Raw genomic sequence first — 20,364 nt, 5'->3', positions numbered from 1 at the left:
AATATGTTTTCAGATAAGAGTAAACCTAGAGATGTTGTAGATATGGGCGGCCAGCCTAACAGAATTGGAAAAAACACCAAAATAAAAGGTGATATAGTTTCAGAAGCTGATTTTAGAATAGACGGTAAGTTAGATGGTAACGTAAAAACATCTGGAAAGGTAGTCATTGGCAAAGATGGTTACATACACGGTAAAGTAGAGTGTGTTAATGCAGACATAGAAGGTGGTTTTAACGGAGAGTTGTTGGTGTCAGATTTATTGTCATTAAAATCTTCAGCAGTTATAGAGGGTACAGTTTCTGTTTCTAAGCTAGCTGTGGAGCCTGGAGCAACATTTAATGCTTCATGTGTTATGGGAGGTAAAAATGGTGCTTTATCAGGAGCTAAACAAGCTGCAGCAGGTGGAACTTCCAAAGCTTCCTAATAAAAATAAGCCTAATCATTTAAAAAATGCAGCAATGCTTTCTGGTATTGCTTTTCAAATGGGAGCAATTATTTACTTAGCTCATAAGGCTGGTGTGTGGTTAGATGCACATTATAATATAAATAACGAAATTTTTACTGTAATTGCTACACTATCTGGTGTAGCAATTTCTATTTTTGCAGTTGTTACACAATTAAAAAAAATAAAATTCTAATGGCAAATCATAAGTTGCTTATCTACTTTTTCTCTACAATTATTATTTCATTAGCAGTAGCTTTTGGTGTGCACTTATTAGTGTTAGATGATATGCAAAAACCTTTGTTTGATAATAAGATTGTACTTTCTTATGTGATTAATTTTGTGTTGGTAACTGTAATATTTACAATCATTTATCTGTTAAGAAATCAGTTTAAAACACAATTAGGTATTTTTTTTATTATTGGTAGTGCCATAAAATTTCTTTTCTTTTTTATGCTTTTTTACCCATCATTTAATGCAGATGATAATATAAATCTAACAGAATTTGCTTCTTTTTTTGTCCCGTACAGCATATGTTTACTGGTAGAGACGTTTTTTGTTGCTAAAGTGCTCAAAAACTTAGACTAACAAACTTATTTGTTGCGCTTTTTGGCTTGTGTTAAAATAATCAAAAAAAGGTTTTTTTCTTTTTGATAGAAAAGCGTACATTTGCACCGATTTTTAGAGACCGATATTTTTTAAGCAATATGCGAAATACATTTTTTAGTAAAATTATTTTAGTCACGGCACTTGTGTTTAGTTTGGGTTCTTTTGCGAACGACAACAATGAGCCACAAGAAAATGATTCACAAGTAAATAGTAGCGAAGAGATTCAGGCTTACATTAGCCATCACTTAGCAGATTCACACGACTTCACTTTGTATTCATATACAAATGATGCAGGGGAGCGTAAGCACTTTGGTTTTCCGTTACCAGTTATTGTTTGGACAAGCAAAGGTCTTAAGACTTTTATGTCTTCAGAATTTCATCATAACGATGACGGTCATGTTATCGTAAACAAGGATGGAGTTCAGCTTACAAAAATTCATAGTAAAATATATGAGTTAGAAGAAGGAGCGGCTACAGTTTCTTTTGACGATAAACACCACGCTACAAATGCACACAAGGTTTGGGATTTTTCAATCACTAAAACTGTTGTAGGTATTTTGCTAGCTGGTTTATTAATGCTTTGGGGTTTTGGCTCTTTAGCTAGAGGGTATAAAAAGAGTCCAATTCCAACAGGTTTTGGTCGTGTTTTAGAGCCTTTAGTGTTATACGTGAGAGATGAAATTGCAAGACCAAATATTGGAGAAAAGCATTACCGTAAGTTTATGGGCTTTTTATTAACTGTATTCTTCTTTATCTGGATATTAAACTTATTAGGCTTAACTCCAATAGGATTTAATGTTACAGGTCAAATAGCAGTAACAGTTTGTTTAGCCTTATTTACATTTTTTATAGTACAATTTAGCGGTAATAAAGATTATTGGAAACATATTTTCTGGATGCCAGGTGTGCCAGTTTTAATGAAAATAGCTTTAATTCCAATAGAAGTGTTGGGTATGCTAACTAAGCCATTTTCTTTATTAATTCGTTTATTTGCTAACATTACTGCTGGTCACGCTGTAGTTATGGGCTTAGTTGCTGTAACATTTACGGCAAGAGAAGCTTTGGGTGTTGGTGGTAGTTTAGGTGTGTCATTCTTTTTAACGTTATTTATTTCTTTAATAGAAATTCTAGTAGCGTTTTTACAAGCCTTCATTTTTACAATGTTATCTTCATTGTTTATTGGTATGGCTGTAGAAGAGCATGATCATCATTAATTTTTAGAGTAGAATAAGAGTTTGTTTAATTTAATATAAATCAATTACTATGTACAATTTAATTGGAGCAGGATTAATCGTTATCGGAGGTGGTATCGGTTTAGGTCAAATCGGTGGTAAAGCAATGGAAGGTATTGCTCGTCAACCTGAGGCAGCTGGAAAAATCCAAACAGCAATGATTATTATCGGAGCATTATTAGAAGGTTTAGCTTTCGGTGCTTTGATCTTAGGAAAAGCTTAAGGACAAAAACAACAATCGCATTCCTGTAACGGTTGGTTACAGGATGTGTTTGTAATTAAACAAAAAAACAAAAAGAATATAATTTATATTTTATAATGGATCAGTTATTAAACGATTTTTCGCCTGGCTTGTTTTTCATGTTGCTAATAATTTTATTAGTACTTATCTTCTTAATGGTTAAGTTTGCATGGAAACCAATAATGAACTCTTTAAATGAAAGAGAAGATGGCATTAAAAGTGCTTTAGAAGAGGCAGAAAATGCACGTAAAGAAATGCAGAACTTGCATGCGGATAACGAAAGGTTATTGCAAGAAGCACGTGCAGAACGTGATGCTATGTTAAAAGAAGCTCGCGAAATAAAAGAAAAAATTGTTGCAGATGCAAAAGAGCAGTCTATTATAGAAGGCGATAAATTAATTGCACAAGCAAAAGCTACTATTGATAGTGAAAAGAAAGCAGCGGTAGCAGATATTAAAAACCAAGTAGCTAACTTATCTGTGCAAATAGCAGAAAAAGTTATTAAGGAGCAATTGTCTAATAATGACAAGCAACTTAAGTTGGTTGAAGATATGGTAGGCGATATTAAGCTAAACTAATAAGGGAAAATGAACGAGTCTAGAGCAGCTATTAGATATGCAAAAGCCATTTTAAACCAAGCGGTTGAAACTAAGGCTACAGATGCAGTTGAAAAAGACATGCATTCTGTTGTACAAACAATTTCAGACAGCAAGGAACTTCAAGATCTATTGGGTAGCCCTGTGGTTAAAGGAGCTATTAAAAAGAATGCTTTGTTAGCTGTTTTTGCAGGGAGTCATAGTATTTCTGAGGGACTTATTTCTTTGCTTGTAGATAATAAAAGAGTGTCACTTTTAAAAGAAGTTGCTCAGCACTATATTGTTTTAAATGAAAAGCTTAAAGGAGAAGAAACTGCAGTTGTAACCACAGCAGTAACTTTAACTAAAGAATTAGAAGCAAAAATTTTAGAGCAATTAACAAAGTTAACTGGTAAAAAAGTAGCTATAACAAATGTTATAGACGAAAGTATTATTGGTGGTTTTGTATTAAGAATTGGCGATTTGCAATACAATGCAAGTGTAGCTAATAAATTAAATAGTTTAAAAAGAGAATTTTCAAACAGTCTATAGTCTTTGGTATATACTACGGACTTTGTAAATATTAATTAAAACAACATGGCAGGAGTAAAAGCCGCTGAAGTATCAGCAATTTTAAAACAACAGTTATCAGGATTTGACGCTAGCGCATCTTTAGATGAAGTTGGGTCAGTATTACAAGTAGGTGATGGTATTGTTCGCGCTTACGGATTAGCTAACGCTCAATACGGAGAATTAGTAGAATTTGAAGGTGGTTTAGAAGGTATAGTACTTAACTTAGAAGAAGATAACGTTGGTATTGTATTATTAGGTGGTTCAATAGGGATTAAAGAAGGCTCTACTGTAAAACGTACAAACCGTATTGCATCTGTAAAAGTAGGTGAAGGTATTGTTGGTCGTGTTGTAGATACTTTAGGTAACCCAATAGATGGTAAAGGTCCTATTGCAGGAACAACTTATGAAATGCCTTTAGAGCGTAAAGCTCCTGGTGTTATTTATAGAGAGCCAGTTACAGAGCCATTACAAACAGGTATTAAGGCAATTGATGCTATGATTCCAGTTGGTAGAGGTCAGCGTGAGTTGGTAATTGGAGATAGACAAACGGGTAAAACTACAGTTTGTATTGATGCTATCTTAAATCAAAAAGAATTTTACGATGCAGGTAAGCCTGTATATTGTATATATGTTGCTGTTGGTCAAAAGGCTTCTACAGTAGCTTTAATTGCTAAAACACTAGAAGAAAAAGGTGCTTTAGCTTACACAACAATAGTAGCTGCAAATGCATCAGACCCTGCAGCAATGCAAGTTTATGCTCCTTTTACAGGTGCTTCTATAGGTGAGTACTTTAGAGATACTGGTAGACCAGCTTTAATTGTTTTTGATGATTTATCTAAACAAGCAGTTGCTTACCGTGAGGTATCTTTATTATTACGTCGTCCTCCAGGACGTGAGGCTTACCCTGGTGATGTTTTCTATCTACACTCTAGATTATTAGAGCGTTCTGCAAAAGTTATTAATGATGATGCTATTGCTAAAGATATGAACGACTTACCTGAGTCTTTAAAGCCAATAGTAAAAGGTGGTGGTTCTTTAACTGCATTGCCAATTATTGAAACTCAAGCAGGTGATGTTTCTGCCTATATCCCAACAAACGTAATTTCTATTACAGATGGGCAAATCTTCTTAGATGGAGATTTATTTAACTCTGGTGTACGTCCGGCAATTAATGTAGGTATTTCTGTATCTCGTGTTGGTGGTAACGCACAGATTAAGTCAATGAAAAAAGTATCTGGTACTTTAAAATTAGATCAAGCACAATACCGTGAGCTAGAAGCTTTCGCTAAGTTTGGTTCAGATTTAGATGCATCTACTTTAAATGTGATTGAAAAAGGTAAGCGTAACGTAGAGATCTTAAAGCAAGCTCAAAACGATCCTTACACTGTAGAAGATCAGGTGGCAGTTATTTATGCAGGTTCTAAAAACTTGTTAAAAGACGTGCCAGTAGAAAAGGTAAAAGAGTTTGAAGCTGAATATGTTGAGTTTTTAAATGCTAAGCATAGAGATGTTTTAGATACTTTAAAGTCTGGTAAATTAACTGACGAGGTTACAGATACTTTAGTAGCTGTTTGTAAAGATCTTTCAGCAAAATATAGAGCATAATCCCTCTTGGTTCTCTTTAAGGAGAATAAGACAAGGGAATTTTAATTAGACTAATCAATCCCTCTCCTATGGAGAGGTTAGGAGAGGAAAAAATGGCAAACTTAAAAGAAATACGTAACAGAATAGCATCAGTATCTTCAACGATGCAGATTACCAGCGCAATGAAAATGGTATCTGCAGCTAAGTTAAAGAAGGCACAAGATGCAATTACTGCAATGAGGCCTTATTCTGATAAATTAACAGAGCTTTTACAGAGCTTAAGTGCTAATTTAGATGCGGATTCTGGTAGTAAGTTTTCTGAGGAAAGAGAAATTAAAAAGGTTTTAATAGTTTCCATAACTTCTAATCGTGGTTTATGTGGTGCTTTTAACTCTAACATTCTTAAACAAAGTGTTTCTCTTGCAGAAAATACATATGCAGGTAAAGAAGTTGAGTTTCTTGCAATAGGAAAAAAATCTAACGATTTTCTTTCTAGAAATTACAACGTAATTGCAAACCACAGTACGGTTTATGACGATTTAACTTTTGATAATGTTTCTGCAATTGCAGAGGATTTAATGGAGTTGTTTGTTAATGGTACTTATGATAAAATAGAGGTTGTTTATAACAAGTTTAAAAATGCTGCTACGCAAATTGTAATGACAGAACAGTTTTTACCAATTGTAGCTGTAGCATCAGAAAAAGAAACTTCTAGTAATGCAACAGATTATATTTACGATCCTTCTGAAAAAGAAATTGTAGAGCAATTAATACCAAAGTCTTTAAAAACACAATTGTATAAAGGTGTTAGAGATTCTTTTGCTAGTGAGCACGGTGCTCGTATGACTGCTATGCACAAAGCAACAGATAATGCAACAGAGCTTAGAGACCAGTTAAAATTAACGTATAACAAAGCAAGACAAGCAGCTATTACTAATGAAATATTAGAAATTGTTGGTGGTGCAGAAGCGTTAAACAACTAAAATTTAAGATTTTTTAATCTTAGATATTAAAATAAATTTAAGGTGTAAGTCTGATTTATTACGTATCTAGACGAAAAATAGAACTAAAAACCTCACTTCTCGTGAGGTTTTTGTTTTTTTGAAATCTTTTAAAAGAAATACTTGGCATTAAATTTGTCATTGTATCTTTATAAATATCAAAAACACCCCCATTATGAAAAATTCAATCTTTAGTATACTTGTAGTTTTAGGAATGTTAAGCAGTTGTTCTTCTCAAAAGAATTTAGTTGATTCTGCTCCTTTTGAAATAGGAACGGCATATTGCCAAGATTGGTATGGAGGTAAAGAAGAGTCAGGAGCAGGTGTAGAAGTAAAAATACCTGTTGCTAATTTAGATGGTTATAGAGTAAACTCGCTTTTTTTTAGAGGTCAACAATCTTATGTTAAAATACAGGATGAAGAAGGTCAAAAATTTGTTGTAGCAACAATGTTGGCTAAAAAGGCTGTGCCCCCTAAAGATATGGTAATGCATGCAGATCCAAAAGAGGAAGTTGGAAACTCGCCTGCAACAAAAGAATTACAAAAAGACTTTCCGTTTGAGTTGGCTTATGATGAAGCTGTTTTAAGCTACTATAAAGGCGATGTAATAAACTATGTTAAGATAACAGGTATAAAGCACAAACAAGCTTTAATTTACCCTACTAGATCAAAAGAATAACACTTTGCTTGCTAGGGTATAAATAACTACTTTTATACTCTAATTAAACACTATTGAATCCTTTTAAAAAACTTTTTAAGCAAACCTTTGTGTATGGTTTGGCAACAGTGTTGCCTAGAATGCTGTCCTTCCTTTTAGTGCGTGTGTATACAGACGTAATGGATCCAGATATTTATGGTCAGGTTTCTGTTATTTTTGCTTGGTTTGCAATTTTTAATGTGTTTTTAGCTTACGGTATGGAGACTGCTTTTTTTAGGTTTTACCATAAATCAGAAGACAAAGAAAAGGTAATTTCTACATCGCTTATTTCTATAGCTGTTTCTACCTTAGCTTTTTTTGTAATAGCATTAATATTAAAAAATCCTTTAGCAAGTTTTGCTGGTATTAGGGAGGAGTTTATCTCTTATGCAATTTTTATTCTTGTTTTAGATGCTTTAGTAATTATTCCTTTCGCATGGCTTAGAGCTACAGAAAAGCCAATGAAATATGCAATTATAAAAATTGTGAACATTTGCATCAATCTTGGCTTAAACCTCTTTTTCTTATTGCTGTTACCTAAGCTTGTTGTTGGTAATACAGATTCTATCTTAACATCAATTTATAAAGAAGACTTTCAAATTTCATATATATTTATATCAAACTTAATTGCTAGTGGAGTAACATTAATTTTAATGTTGGGTTTATATCTTAAAAGCAAATATGTTTTTGATAAAGTATTGTGGCGTTCTATGATGAAGTATGCAGGGCCTGTTTTATTGGCTGGTATAGCGTTTACAATTAATGAGGTTTTTGATAAAATTTTATTGGAATGGCTTCTGCCAGAGGACATAGCCGAATCTGAGGTTGGTAAATATGCTGCTTGTTACAAATTGGCTTTGTTTATGACTCTCTTTGCTACAGCATTTAGAATGGGAATAGAACCTTTCTTTTTTAGTCACTCTAACTCTAAAAATCCTCAAAAAGCATATGCGCAAATTACCAATTACTTTGTAATATTAGGCAGTGTAATTTTATTGGGAGTAGTAGTTTTTGCTGATGTGCTAAAACTAATGTTTGTAGACAATTCTGAGTATTGGGAGGCAATGAAAGTGGTGCCATTAATTGTGTTAGCAAATTTCTTTTTAGGAATTTATCATAATTTATCTGTTTGGTATAAGGTTACAGATAAAACGCGTTACGGTGCTTTTATATCTGTAATTGGAGCCATTGTAACTATAGTTGTTAATGTGGCACTTATATCCACATTAAGTTATATGGCCTCTGCTATAGCTACAGTTTTAGCTTATGGTAGTATGATGGTGCTATCTTATTGGTATGGCAAAAAAAATTACCCAATACCATATAATATGCGTAAAATAGTATTTTATTTTAGTTTATCAGTGGTGTTATCAATTTTGTCTTTTTACATTTTTGACAGAAACCTTTGGGTGGGTTGTGCTTTTCTACTCTTATTTGTAGGCTTAGTGTATAAAATGGAGAATGAAGTATTAAGAAAAATAATAAAGAAAAAATGACAATAAAAATAATTAATAAATCGGCTCATGAAACTCCTAGTTATGAAACTATGGCTTCTGCTGGGATGGACTTAAGAGCCAATATTTTAGAATCTATTACGTTAAAACCTTTACAAAGAGCAATTATTAAAACGGGTCTTTTTATAGAGCTGCCAGTTGGTTATGAGGCGCAAGTACGCCCAAGAAGTGGTTTAGCAGCCAAAAAAGGTGTTACTGTTTTAAATGCACCTGGCACTATAGATGCAGATTATAGAGGTGAAATTGGTGTAATTTTGGTAAACCTATCTAATGAAGATTTTAAAGTTGAGAACGGTGAGCGTATTGCACAATTGGTTATCGCAAAGCATGAACGAGCAGAATGGGTAGAGGTAAATGAGTTGTCTGAAACAGCTAGAGGCGAAGGTGGCTTTGGTAGTACAGGCACTAAGTAAAAAATAATATAAACATAAACCATTATTAATATAGGCGCATTAATTTGTGCTTAGATTTAAAAAAAGAAAAAAATGAAAATTATAGTTCCAATGGCGGGTAGAGGTTCTCGTCTTAGACCACATACATTAACAGTTCCAAAACCATTAATACCAATAGCTGGTAAGCCAATTGTGCACCGCTTGGTTAGTGATATAGCAAAGGTTTTAGATGAACCAATTGAAGAAGTTGCTTTTATTTTAGGTGATCCGGCTTTTTTTGGTGATGATGTTATTGCTAGTTTAACTGCTTTAGCAGAGAGTTTAGGCGCTAAAGCATCTATTTACAGGCAAGACCAACCTTTGGGTACGGGGCACGCTATAATGTGCGCTAAAGACTCTTTAAGTGGCCCTGCTGTAATTGCATATGCAGATACATTAATTAGAGCAGATTTTGATTTAGATAAAACTGCAGATAGTGTTATTTGGGTAAAACAAGTGGAAAAACCAGAAGCTTTTGGTGTTGTTAAATTAAATGACAAAAATGAAATTATAGAGTTGGTTGAAAAACCAGAGCAATTTGTGTCTGACTTAGCTGTAATTGGTATCTATTATTTTAAAGATGTTGCTGTTTTGAAAAATGAATTACAACACGTTTTAGATAATAATATTATTAATGGTGGTGAATACCAAATTAATGATGGTATTAAGCAAATGATGCAAAAAGGTAAAAAGTTTGTTTCTGGTAAGGTTGATGAATGGATGGACTGTGGAAATAAAAATGTTACTGTAGAAACCAATATGCGTATGTTAGGTTTTTTAGAAAAAGACGGAGAAGCATTGGTTTCTAAATCTGTAACACTAGATAATGCTAACATTATAGAACCTTGTTACATAGGAGAAAATGTAGTGCTTAAAAATACTACTGTTGGGCCATACGTTTCTGTAGGGGATAATACGGTTGTAGAAAATTCTACCATAAAAAATAGTCTAATACAAACTAATAGCAAAATCGAAAATGCAAATTTAGATAATGCAATGGTTGGTAATCACGTAAAATACAATGGCAATTACGAGACAATTAGTATAGGAGATTACTCTGTTTTAGAATAAATTTTTGATATAAAATATTGCATTTAAACCCCGTAAAATTGCTTTTTATGGGGTTTTTGGTGTTTTTTTACACCTCGTTTTTTTAGTAATTCACATACAAAAATTACGCTTTCTACAACAATTTGTAGTGTAAATTGCTTAGGGTCAAATAAATATGTGTTAATTAGCACGTGAACACCAAACCCCAAATGTTTAGTTATGCATACAATTCCCCAAACAAAACTTACTTACAAAAACATTATCTACTTATTTTTATTTACGGTTTTTATAAACTCAAATGCGCAGAACCTGGTAAAAAACCCAAGTTTTGAATTTGCCACAAAATGTACTAAGAGACCAGGTAATTTTCAAAAAGACGTTTCAGACTGGCGTACACCATCAGATGGTAGTACAGATTATTATAGTGATTGTAGTCCTGAAATGAGTACCAATCATAACTTTATAGGAAGACAACAAGTATATGACGGCAAAGCTTTTGCAGGGTTTTATATGCTTGGCCCAGATAATTATAGGGAGTACATTACCGGATCTTTATCTCAAACATTAATTAAAGGAAAAAAATATAAAGTTTCATTTATGGTTAGCCTAGCAGATAAGGCAGGATTAGCTGTAGATGAATTTCAAATATTATTTACAGAAAGAGCTCCAAAATGGAGTACCAAAAAAAGTATAGCAATAGATTATGTAAATAACTCAGAGGAAATAAAGCTATTAAGAGTAAGGTCTGCTAGCGGATATGTTAATAACAGAACATGGACAAATGTATCTATTACTTTTATAGCAAATGGGACAGAGTCTTTTATAACTCTAGGTAATTTTAAAAGAGACAAAAGAACTAGGACCAAGGTTGTTAATGAAAGGTTGCGTAAAGCTTCGTATTATTATGTAGACAATGTTTCTGTTGAGGAGTATGAAAGTATAAATGTAGACGAGATTTATGTGATTAAAGACTTGTTATTTACTTCTGATAGTTATATAATTAATCCAGAGGCTAAAGGTCAATTAAGAGAATTAGTTAGGCATTTAAAAAGAAATCCGCAATTAAACGTAACAATATTTGGGCATTCAGATAATGAAGGGAATGCTAAGTACAACAAGTTACTTTCTTTAAATAGGGCCAAGTCCGTTGGTGAGTTTTTATTGGATAACGGTTTAACTTTTGACCGTATCAAGTGGCAAGGACATGGAGATGCAATTCCGTTGGCAACTAACAATAGTGAAACAGGAAGATTAAAAAACAGAAGGGTTGAGTTTGTGGTTTCTGAAAACAAGTACAGTAACTACGCAAATACAGCTTTTGAAGAAGATAAAGATTAAGTATAAAAAAACCTCTTCCTTTAGCGGGAAGAGGTTTTACTATTAAAACAAATTTTAATGCTACTTAGCTTGCATTAATTCTTCAATTTCTTCTGCTTCTATAGGAATGTTTGCCATTAAGTTAAAAGGCTCTCCTTTTTCTTGTATTACAACATCATCCTCTAATCTAATACCTAAGTTTTCATTAGGAATATAGATGCCAGGCTCAACAGTAAATACCATATTTGCTTTCATAGGAGTTTTTAATTCTCCGTAATCATGCGTATTTAAACCAATATGGTGACTTGTACCGTGCATAAAGTACTTTTTGTATGCTGGCCAGTTTTTATCTTCATTTTGTACGTCTGCTTTATCTAACAAGCCAAGACCTAATAATTCACTAGTCATTAGTTTACCTACTTCCTTATGGTATTCTGCCCAAAGTGTTCCAGGAACAAGCATTTTTGTTGCGTCATTTTTAACACGTAAAACAGCGTCGTAAACAGCTCTTTGTCTTTTAGTAAACTTACCACTTACTGGTATACTTCTACTTAAATCACTAGAGTAGTTTGCATATTCTGCTGCAACATCCATTAGAATAACATCGCCATCTTTACATTGTTGGTTGTTTTCTATGTAATGTAATACGTTTGCGTTGTAGCCAGAGGCAATAATTGGTGTGTATGCAAATCCTTTAGAACGGTTACGTACAAATTCATGTAGCAATTCTGCTTCAATTTCATACTCCCAAACACCAGGCTTAACAAAGCCTAATAAACGTCTAAAACCTTTTTCTGTTATATTACAAGCTTCTTGCATTAATGCTAATTCTTCAGGCTCTTTAACACCTCTTATGCTTTGCATTATTGGAAAACTCTTTGCCCATTGGTGAGCAGGGTAATCTACTTTACATTTTTTTATAAAACGATCTTCTCTTGTTTCTGTTTCTACAGCTTGCCTGTAATGTTCGTTGGTATCAAAATAAACAGTATCTGCTTCTGTCATTATATCAAAGAAAACCTTATCAAAGTCTGTTAACCAATAAACAGTTTCTATACCAGATACTTCTGTTGCACGTTCTTTGGTGAGTTTTTCACCTTCCCAAACGGCAATATGTGCATTGGTTTCACGAACAAATAAAATTTCTCTGTGTTTTTTATCTAATGCATCAGGAAAAAGAACTAAAATAGTTTCTTCTTGATCTGCACCAGTTAAGTAAAAAATATTTCTATGTTGCTCAAAAGGCATTGCGCTATCTGCGCCAATTGGGTAAATGTCATTAGAATTAAAAACGGCAATACTTTTTGGCTTCATTTGAGCCATAAACTTTTTGCGGTTTTTTACGAATAATTTAGAATCGATTTGATTGTACTTCATTTCTTAATTTTTCAGGTTGTTATATTGAAATTTTAGTGGCAAAATCGCATAAAATTACAAGATGCAACCAAAAGTAATGAATATCTATTTTGATGCATAGAAAAAGGTATTTTTTAGCCTCCTTTTAACGTATTTAAAGCATCAAACTATAATTAAAGACATATGTTTTTAGGTAGATAAAAATTATTTTGGGATAACGCCCTTTATTTATAACTTCCGTAGGTTAAAAACAAAGACTAATTAAGAGAACAAAACCTAACGAACTAAAACCTAAAAAATGAAAAAAATTTTATCTTTTTGCTTTTTGCTATCTGGTGCATTAAGCTGGGCGCAACCTGCGGCAACTCCCCAGAATGTTGTAGAAAGTGCACTTAAGCAAAAGAAACAAATGCAAGAATCTTCTATAGTTAAAAACATTGCATTTACAAATATTGGTCCTACGGTTATGAGCGGGCGTATTGTAGACGTTTCTGTAAACCCAAACAAGCCAACAGAGTTTTATGCTGCATATGCTTCTGGCGGTTTGTGGTATACAAATAATAATGGCACAACTTTTACTCCTGTAATGGATAGTGCAAGTACTCAAAATATTGGAGATATTGCCGTAGACTGGGAAACAGGAGTAATTTGGGTTGGTACAGGGGAAAATAACTCTTCTAGATCTTCTTATGCTGGTGTTGGTTTGTTAAAGTCTACAGATAAAGGCAAAACGTGGCAAAATATGGGCTTGGTAGATGCTCATCATATTGGCAGAATTTTAATTAATCCAAAAAATAGTAATGAAGTTGTTGTTGGGGCAACAGGACATTTGTATTCTGCTAATAAAGAACGTGGAATATACAAGACTATAGATGGTGGTAAAACTTGGAAAAAAACACTTTTTGTAAATGATGTTACTGGTATTATAGACGTTGCTATGGTGCCAACAAACTTTAGTGTGCAATACGCAGCTGCTTGGGAAAAAGATCGTAAAGCTTGGAATTTTTCTGGTAACGGTTCTAATTCTGCTATTTATAAAAGTACGGATGGTGGTAGCAGCTGGACAAAAATATCGACTAAAGAAAGTGGTTTTCCTGTTGGCGAAGGTGTAGGTAGAATTGGACTAGCTGTTTTTGATGAAAACACAGTGTATGCTGTGCATGATAGTCAGTTTAGAAGGCCTGCAGAAGCTAAAAAGAAAAGTACATCTAATGATTTAGCTAAGGACGATTTTAAAACAATGTCTACCAAAGCCTTTTTGGCGTTGTCCGATTCTAAGCTTAATAATTTTTTAAAAACAAACGGTTTTCATGAAAAACACAGAGCTCCAAATGTTAAACAAATGGTGCGTGTTGGTACAGTAAAACCTATAGATATTGCTAAGTATTTAGAAGATGCAAATTCTATGTTGTTTGATACTCCTGTTGTTGGTGCAGAAGTTTTTAGAAGCGATGATGCCGGAAAAACGTGGAAGAAAACCAATACGGAGCATATAGATAATTTATTTTATAGCTATGGATATTATTTTGCTCAAATTAGGGTTCATCCTAAAAATAAAGATGAGATCTACTTAGCAGGTGTTCCTTTAATTAAGTCTAATGATGGTGGTAAAACTTTTGATAATATAGACGGTCCTAATGTGCACTCAGATCATCATGCATTATGGATTAACCCAGACTTAAAAGGACATTTAATTAATGGTAATGATGGTGGTATAAACATATCTTACGATGATGGTAAAAGCTGGATTAAAAATAATTCACCAGCTGTTGGTCAGTTTTACGCTATAAACGTAGATGATGAAAAACCATACAATGTGTATGGTGGTTTGCAAGATAATGGTGTTTGGGTTGGAGCAAATAACGCCAGAGAAAGTGTTAGGTGGCACCAAACAGGTCATTACCCTTGGAAAAGTTTAATGGGTGGCGATGGTATGCAGGTACAAGTAGATAGCAGAAATGCAAATATTGTGTATACAGGTTTTCAATTTGGAAACTATTTTAGAATAGATAGGGAAAACGATTCGCAAAAATACATTCAGCCTAAGCATAATTTAGGTGAAAGCCCATATCGCTTTAACTGGCAAACACCAATTTTACTATCTTCTCATAATCAGGATATTTTGTATTTAGGAGGTAATAAGTTACACCGTTCATTTAATAAAGGAGATAACTGGGAAACTATTTCTAGTGACTTAACTAATGGTGGTAAAAAAGGAAATGTTGCTTATGGTACGTTAACTACAATATCAGAATCTCCTTTTAAGTTTGGAGTATTATATACTGGTAGTGATGATGGTGCAATACAACTTACTAAAAATGGAGGAGCATCTTGGGAAAAAATAAGTGATAACCTTAATAATGATGAGCTTTGGGTTTCTAGAGTTGTAGCTTCTGCACACAAACAAGAGCGTGTATATGTAACTTTAAATGGGTATAGGTGGGATGATTATACGCCGTATGTTTACCTAAGTAATGATTATGGAAAAAGTTGGAAGAACATTGGTAAAAACATACCAGCATCTCCTGTAAATGTAATTATTGAAGATCCTGTAAATGAAAACTTATTGTTTGTTGGTACAGATAACGGTTTGTATGTTACTTTTAATATGGGAGAAACATGGGAATTGTTTACTAATGGTATGCCGGCAGTTGCGGTGCATGATTTGGTAATACAGTCTACAGCTAAAGATTTATTGGTAGGTACGCACGGTAGAAGTATTTACAAGGCAAATATTGCTAAGTTGCAAAAAATGACTCCTGCAATGTTGTCTAATAAATTGCACTTGTTTAAACCAGAAAGTATTAAGTTTTCAAGCAGATGGGGTAATGCTCCTTCAACAAGGTTTAGGCCAAATACGCCAGGGGTAGATGTTAATTTTTACGCAGCTAAAAGCGGTAGTTTTAAAGCTCGTATTTTAACAATGAATAACATAGAAGTTAGTGCTGTTACTGTAGATGGTGAAAAAGGATTTAATGTGCTTTCTTACGATGTTGCTTTTTCTAAGACGGGAAAATCAAACTATTTAAAAAAGAATAAAGCACAATTAACACAGGCTAAAGACGGTAAAACGTATTTGCCAAAAGGAACCTACAAAATTGAATTATCTGGTAATGGCGGATCGGCATCTACTTCTTTTGAAATAAAATAAAATACCAATTGTTATATTTTTAAAAAGCCAAGATAAATTTCTTGGCTTTTTTATGTTAAAAAAGGTGTAAAATGAGAGGTGTAATTTTTTAAAGCATTAATTTTGCACCTCTTTATTTTATTAACTTTATAACAGAAAATGCGTATATTTTTTTTACTATTCTTCATTGTAAGTTCAGTTGCTTCACATGGTCAAGAGGCTGTTGCCATAAGCTCAGATTCTAAAAAAGGAAAACTGTATTTATATTGGGGTTGGAATAAGTCGGAGTACACATCTTCTGACATCGAATTTAAAGGAAGTGATCATAATTTTGTTTTAAATAACGTAAAAGCCAAGGACGAAGATTTGGAATGGAATGTTGGCAAGCACTTAAACCCAAGTAGGTTAACTATTCCTCAATTTAATTTTAGGGTAGGGTATTTTTTAAATGACCATTGGGATGTTTCTATTGGTACAGACCATATGAAATATATTGTTAGAGATTTGCAAACAGTGAAAATATCTGGCTATATAGAAAACACAGGAACTGCTTATGATGGTGTCTATGATAATGATGATATTGTGATAGATGGTGAGAGTTTTTTAAGTCTTGAGCACACAGATGGTTTAAATTATGTAAATGTAGCTTTAAGAAGAAACGATGCTATTGCAAATTTAGGAGGTATTATAGATCTTAATATGCTTGTAGGTGTTAATGCAGGTGTTGTAATACCAAAAACAAACTCTAATTTTTTAAACAGAGGAAGAAACGATGAATTTCATTTGTCTGGTTATGGACTTGGTGCAACAGCTGGTTTAAACCTTACTTTTTTTGATGTATTCTTTATTCAATCTGAGCTAAAAGGTGGTTATATAAATTTGCCTAGTATTGTAACAACACCTAATGATTCTGACCGAGGAAAACAAAGTTTTGGCTTTTCACAATGGAACATTGTTTTTGGTGGCTACATAAACTTAAATAAAAAGCAAAAAACCAAAAACTAATTTAGTTTTTGGTTTTTTTTTAATTCTTTTCTGCAACTGAATTGTCGGTTAGTGTATGCATAAATGCAATTAAGTCTTTTTGCTCGCTTTCTAATAAATTAAGCTCATCAAAAGGTAGTGTTTGGTGCTCTAAAGAAAAACCTAAACCTGCTCCTCCTCCTAAATTGTAGAAATTTACAACTTCATCTAAAGTATTGTAAATACCATTGTGCATATATGGTGCTGTTAGTGTAATGTTTCTAATAGTTGGTGTTTTAAACATTTTGTCATGTATGTCTTCTTCAAATACCCAATAAAATCCTCTGTCGTTATCTAAAGCTTTGTTTTTGCTTGTTTTTGGTACGCCAATAACTTCTTTTTCGGTTTCTTTATAAAAAGGCGGTACTGTGCCGTTTGTTAGTGGTACAAAATGGCAAGTTGCGCATAAAGCTTTTCCCATAAATAAATTAAAACCATTTTTTTCTTGAGTGGTAAAATTGCTTGTTTCGCCACGCATATCTTTATCAAACCTAGAATTAAAACCAATTAGTGTAGATACATAAACAGATATTGCTCTTACTGTTTCTCGATTACTATTGGGTACAACGCCAAAAACATTTTTAAATAATTTAGAGTAAGTGGTGTCTTTTAGTATGTTTCCAGAAAAACGATGCACATCTGTATTAAACTCTTTGTCGTTTTTAAAAACAGCGCTAATTTGGTCATCTATTGTATTTGCTCTACCGTCCCAAAAAAAAGCTTTTTGATATATACTGTTTAATAAAGTAGGGGTGTTTCTTTGTAATAAAGCTTTGTTGTTGTCATTGCCTAAAGATAAGCCATCTGCATAACCTTTGCTTGGTAGGTGGCAGGTAGCACATGACATTGTTTGATTATTAGATAAGTTTTTATCAAAAAATAACTTTTTACCTAGTGCAATTTTTTCTTCAGACGGATTTCTATCATTCACATCTAAAAAGTAATTGGTATTGAAGCTGTCTTCTTCAAAAAAAGTTGGAGCATCAAAATTAAAAGGATAAGCATTTGTTTTTCCATCCCAAAGTTCTGATGTTTTTCTTATTTCTACCCAGTTTCTAGTAATTGGATTAAGATAGTCCCTTATAAACGTGTATCTATCAAATAAGGCAAAGTCAGTATTTTTATTAATATATTTTACCGCCCTTTGTATGTTTTTTGAAAAATCACGATCTAGCTGCTCATTGTTAGATATAATTAAGTCTTGCAATGATAATTGATATACTTTATGTAAGCTTTTTAAAGAAACTGCAGTCTCTGTTATGCTTTGCCCTGTAACGGGAGTGTCAAAACCTGCTAATGCCAAACTAACAATACGCATTAATTGTTGGTGTGTGCCAATAAAAAAACGTTTAGGTGTTAATTCTCTTTTTTTAATATTTTCTTTTAAGTTATTTAAAAAGCCTTTTTGGTAATAGAGTTCTCTTAAAAAGTCTTTTTGGTTGCCTTCTTCTGTAAATAAAGATTCTTCAATTTTTTGTAAGCCAATAGGGGCAACTATTCTGCCACTATCATCATTATAAATTGGTAAAGCAGGGCCATTGGCTTTATGTGTTACAGACGAATTTAAAACACCTGCGTAGGGTTCTGCTTTTTTAAAAGCTAATCGTAGTTTAAAAAATAAAGGCTTTGCAATTGAGTCATCAATCTTTAATGTGTTTAAAGAGTCTATTAAATTTGTGGCTAATGTCATTTGCTCCAAGTAATATTCTTGGGCCGGCTGCCAGTTCACATCTTCCGGTGTTGTGGTTTTGGTATAACTTTGTTTCTGCTTGCAAGAGGAGATTAGTAAAAATAGAACAGCTATAATTTTAAAACTGTGTTTAAGCATTTGTTGTGGTTTTATAGTAAAAAGTCCCTGTACCAGATGATACAGGGATCTTTTTAGTAAAAATATGTGTTGTTTTTATCTAGGTAACCCCTTTATTATTACAATTTGAGATCCTTCTAGGTAAGGTGTGTCTCCTAACCAAGGGTGTTGTAAAGATTGAGTTCCGCCGTCTACACCAGCAAAATCATTACTTTTCCAGTAGTGAGGCTGTAAGGCTAGCATAAATGTATCTGGTTCGCCTATTTTATCAGAGATATCTATTAAAGAACCAAATTCGCCACTTAAGCCAGTAGTTTTATCAATAGCTAAGTCGTTTCTAACAACTAATTCTAGTACTTTTTTAGAGTTGTTTCCTTCTAAATCTGACTGATAAATATAAGCAGCGTGTCCTCTGCTAAAAGAGTTAGGGTCTTCTTGCGTGTAAATATAGTTTTCTGTTACACAAATGTTGTCTGGACTTTGTAGCATTGCTAAATTACCATCCATATTATTTGTATCTGTATTACCACTTATAACTTGCGTTAATTTACCTTCTAATGGGTTAGTAGGGTCTAGTTCTAACTTGTAAACTGTGCCCCAATCGTTATATGTGCCTCTTCCTGGTCCACGGCCTGTAACTGCAAAATATACGTTTCTAGCATTTGCATCACTCCCTTTTTGGTAATCTACGTCTTCAACTCTCATAAACTGAGATGCAAAAACGTCATTACAAGCTGTTTCCATTTCATCAATAGTTAAGCTAGAGCCGTTTACTATTTCAACAAATTCTACATCATACGTTTCTTGAAAATCTAGGTTGCCCTCGTTGTATTGCGTATTTGCTGTTACATCCATAACGGCACCAGCGCCATCTGACACTTGCTTTAAGCGTAAAACATATATTTTACCTCCAGTTAAGTCTGCATCACCGGCAGTAGAGTGGTACATTATAACTTGCCCTTCAGAGCCAGAAGAATCATCATCACCACCAACTATTACAGTTTGGCCTGCGTATGCGCCTTGTGGTAATGGTGTAGCATTTTCCCAAGCAAATTCACCCAATGCATCTAAGCCAAAATCAGCAGTTGGTGTAGGAGTTTCTATTAGTGGGTCTATTCCTTTTACATCAAAATTAAAAGCTTCGGAAGCAGATAAAAACAAATCTTTTGAGCCTCCGTGAATTTCCTTTTCCCACATTGTGCCAGAACACTGGCGAGCAAAATCTGCAACGCTAGAGTTTAGTAAATATGTAGCATCTGTAATATTAAACTGTTTATCTAAAGATAGTCTTGCAACAGCAAAATGATCTTCAAAATTTACAACATACTCATATCCTTCTCCGTTTTTAATTAGTCCGGCACCATCTGCGCCCCCACCAATTCTAAAGTCTGTTCCGTTAAAACTTAGCACATCACTAGAGCTTACTAAGGAGTATGCTTCTACAAAGTTAAATTGTCCATCTAGGGCAATTAATGGCTTCATATTAGATTTGTTTTCAAATATAGATGCAGTAGGTGTAAAGTCTTCACCATCTTTTCCGTCCTGGCCGTTAATTCCGTCAATACCATCTTTTCCGTTTGTTCCGTCAATTCCGTCTTCAGGATCGCAGCTAATAATACTTGCTCCTATCAAGGAAAATGCAAATGCCCTGACTAATAATTTTTTGTACATTTTTAAAGTGTTGTTGGTTATTATTTCTCGAGGGCAAAACTATTATACAACGTAACCAATATTGTTAAATCATTATGGTGTTTGTATTACCTTAATTTTGTCTTTACGTTAA

19 protein-coding genes are annotated in these 20,364 nt (G+C 33.5%); 16 read left to right on the top strand and 3 right to left on the bottom strand.

From position 1 onward, the window contains the following. Positions 1-3: 3 nt before the first annotated feature. The 14 genes from AX016_RS03710 (at position 4) to AX016_RS03645 (ending at position 11,286) form a co-directional block, all read left to right on the top strand. Positions 4-423, top strand: coding sequence for a bactofilin family protein (locus AX016_RS03710; protein ID WP_100894329.1), 420 nt, complete (start codon positions 4-6; stop codon positions 421-423). Further along, positions 401-637 (top strand): AtpZ/AtpI family protein, encoded by a 237-nt coding sequence (locus AX016_RS03705; RefSeq protein ID WP_232732594.1) that lies wholly within the window; start codon positions 401-403, stop codon positions 635-637. Before AX016_RS03710 ends, AX016_RS03705 begins: the two co-directional genes overlap by 23 nt. Further along, positions 637-1,029: a DUF6168 family protein gene (locus AX016_RS03700; RefSeq protein ID WP_100894328.1), complete on the top strand. Its 393-nt coding sequence runs from the start codon at positions 637-639 to the stop codon at positions 1,027-1,029. Before AX016_RS03705 ends, AX016_RS03700 begins: the two co-directional genes overlap by 1 nt. Positions 1,030-1,148: 119 nt before the next feature. Further along, positions 1,149-2,264 carry a F0F1 ATP synthase subunit A gene (gene atpB / locus AX016_RS03695; RefSeq protein ID WP_100894327.1) on the top strand — a complete coding sequence of 372 codons (1,116 nt, stop codon included), beginning with the start codon at positions 1,149-1,151 and terminating at the stop codon, positions 2,262-2,264. Positions 2,265-2,313: 49 nt separating this feature from the next. Beyond that, a complete protein-coding gene (gene atpE, locus AX016_RS03690) occupies positions 2,314-2,505 on the top strand; it encodes an ATP synthase F0 subunit C (RefSeq protein WP_013620961.1) in 192 nt (63 codons plus the stop codon). A gap of 95 nt (positions 2,506-2,600) precedes the next feature. Continuing rightward, positions 2,601-3,101, top strand: a complete 501-nt coding sequence (locus AX016_RS03685; RefSeq protein ID WP_100894326.1) for a F0F1 ATP synthase subunit B — start codon at positions 2,601-2,603, stop codon at positions 3,099-3,101. Between the two features lie 9 nt (positions 3,102-3,110). Further along, positions 3,111-3,650 carry an ATP synthase F1 subunit delta gene (gene atpH, locus AX016_RS03680; RefSeq protein ID WP_100894325.1) on the top strand — a complete coding sequence of 180 codons (540 nt, stop codon included), beginning with the start codon at positions 3,111-3,113 and terminating at the stop codon, positions 3,648-3,650. Between the two features lie 45 nt (positions 3,651-3,695). After that, positions 3,696-5,276, top strand: a complete 1,581-nt coding sequence (atpA, locus tag AX016_RS03675) for a F0F1 ATP synthase subunit alpha (RefSeq protein WP_100894324.1) — start codon at positions 3,696-3,698, stop codon at positions 5,274-5,276. A gap of 92 nt (positions 5,277-5,368) precedes the next feature. After that, positions 5,369-6,238, top strand: a complete 870-nt coding sequence (atpG, locus tag AX016_RS03670) for an ATP synthase F1 subunit gamma (protein ID WP_100896795.1) — start codon at positions 5,369-5,371, stop codon at positions 6,236-6,238. Between the two features lie 193 nt (positions 6,239-6,431). Beyond that, complete coding sequence (locus tag AX016_RS03665; protein ID WP_100894323.1) at positions 6,432-6,935, top strand: hypothetical protein; 504 nt, start codon at positions 6,432-6,434, stop codon at positions 6,933-6,935. A gap of 53 nt (positions 6,936-6,988) precedes the next feature. Next, positions 6,989-8,449, top strand: coding sequence for an oligosaccharide flippase family protein (locus tag AX016_RS03660; protein ID WP_100894322.1), 1,461 nt, complete (start codon positions 6,989-6,991; stop codon positions 8,447-8,449). Then, positions 8,446-8,880, top strand: a complete 435-nt coding sequence (gene dut / locus AX016_RS03655) for a dUTP diphosphatase (RefSeq protein ID WP_100894321.1) — start codon at positions 8,446-8,448, stop codon at positions 8,878-8,880. The genes AX016_RS03660 and dut overlap by 4 nt, the downstream gene beginning before the upstream one ends. Positions 8,881-8,952: 72 nt before the next feature. Next, the gene (locus AX016_RS03650) at positions 8,953-9,969 is read left to right on the top strand and encodes a sugar phosphate nucleotidyltransferase (RefSeq protein ID WP_100894320.1); all 1,017 of its coding nucleotides are present in this window, start codon (positions 8,953-8,955) and stop codon (positions 9,967-9,969) included. A 198-nt stretch (positions 9,970-10,167) separates the two neighbouring features. Further along, positions 10,168-11,286 (top strand): OmpA family protein, encoded by a 1,119-nt coding sequence (locus AX016_RS03645; RefSeq protein WP_100894319.1) that lies wholly within the window; start codon positions 10,168-10,170, stop codon positions 11,284-11,286. A 60-nt stretch (positions 11,287-11,346) separates the two neighbouring features. Here AX016_RS03645 and AX016_RS03640 read toward each other — a convergent pair whose 3' ends face one another. Then, the gene (locus AX016_RS03640; protein ID WP_100894318.1) at positions 11,347-12,642 is read right to left on the bottom strand and encodes an aminopeptidase P family protein; all 1,296 of its coding nucleotides are present in this window, start codon (positions 12,640-12,642) and stop codon (positions 11,347-11,349) included. A gap of 277 nt (positions 12,643-12,919) precedes the next feature. On the opposite strand from AX016_RS03640, the gene AX016_RS03635 reads away from it, so the two are divergent. Together AX016_RS03635 and AX016_RS03630 are read left to right on the top strand one after the other, a co-directional pair. After that, the gene (locus AX016_RS03635) at positions 12,920-15,772 is read left to right on the top strand and encodes a VPS10 domain-containing protein (protein WP_100894317.1); all 2,853 of its coding nucleotides are present in this window, start codon (positions 12,920-12,922) and stop codon (positions 15,770-15,772) included. 138 nt (positions 15,773-15,910) lie between these two features. Then, positions 15,911-16,756: a hypothetical protein gene (locus AX016_RS03630; RefSeq protein ID WP_100894316.1), complete on the top strand. Its 846-nt coding sequence runs from the start codon at positions 15,911-15,913 to the stop codon at positions 16,754-16,756. 19 nt (positions 16,757-16,775) lie between these two features. Here the strand turns inward: AX016_RS03630 and AX016_RS03625 are convergent, their stop codons facing one another. Continuing rightward, on the bottom strand, positions 16,776-18,602 hold the full coding sequence (locus tag AX016_RS03625) for a cytochrome-c peroxidase (RefSeq protein WP_100894315.1): 1,827 nt from the start codon (positions 18,600-18,602) through the stop codon (positions 16,776-16,778). Positions 18,603-18,677: 75 nt separating this feature from the next. Further along, positions 18,678-20,252 (bottom strand): hypothetical protein, encoded by a 1,575-nt coding sequence (locus AX016_RS03620; protein WP_100894314.1) that lies wholly within the window; start codon positions 20,250-20,252, stop codon positions 18,678-18,680. Between the last annotated feature and the right edge of the window lie 112 nt (positions 20,253-20,364).

This window comes from Cellulophaga sp. RHA19, from assembly GCF_002813425.1.
Classification (GTDB): domain Bacteria; phylum Bacteroidota; class Bacteroidia; order Flavobacteriales; family Flavobacteriaceae; genus Cellulophaga.
This window is presented reverse-complemented; position numbering and strand designations above follow the sequence as displayed.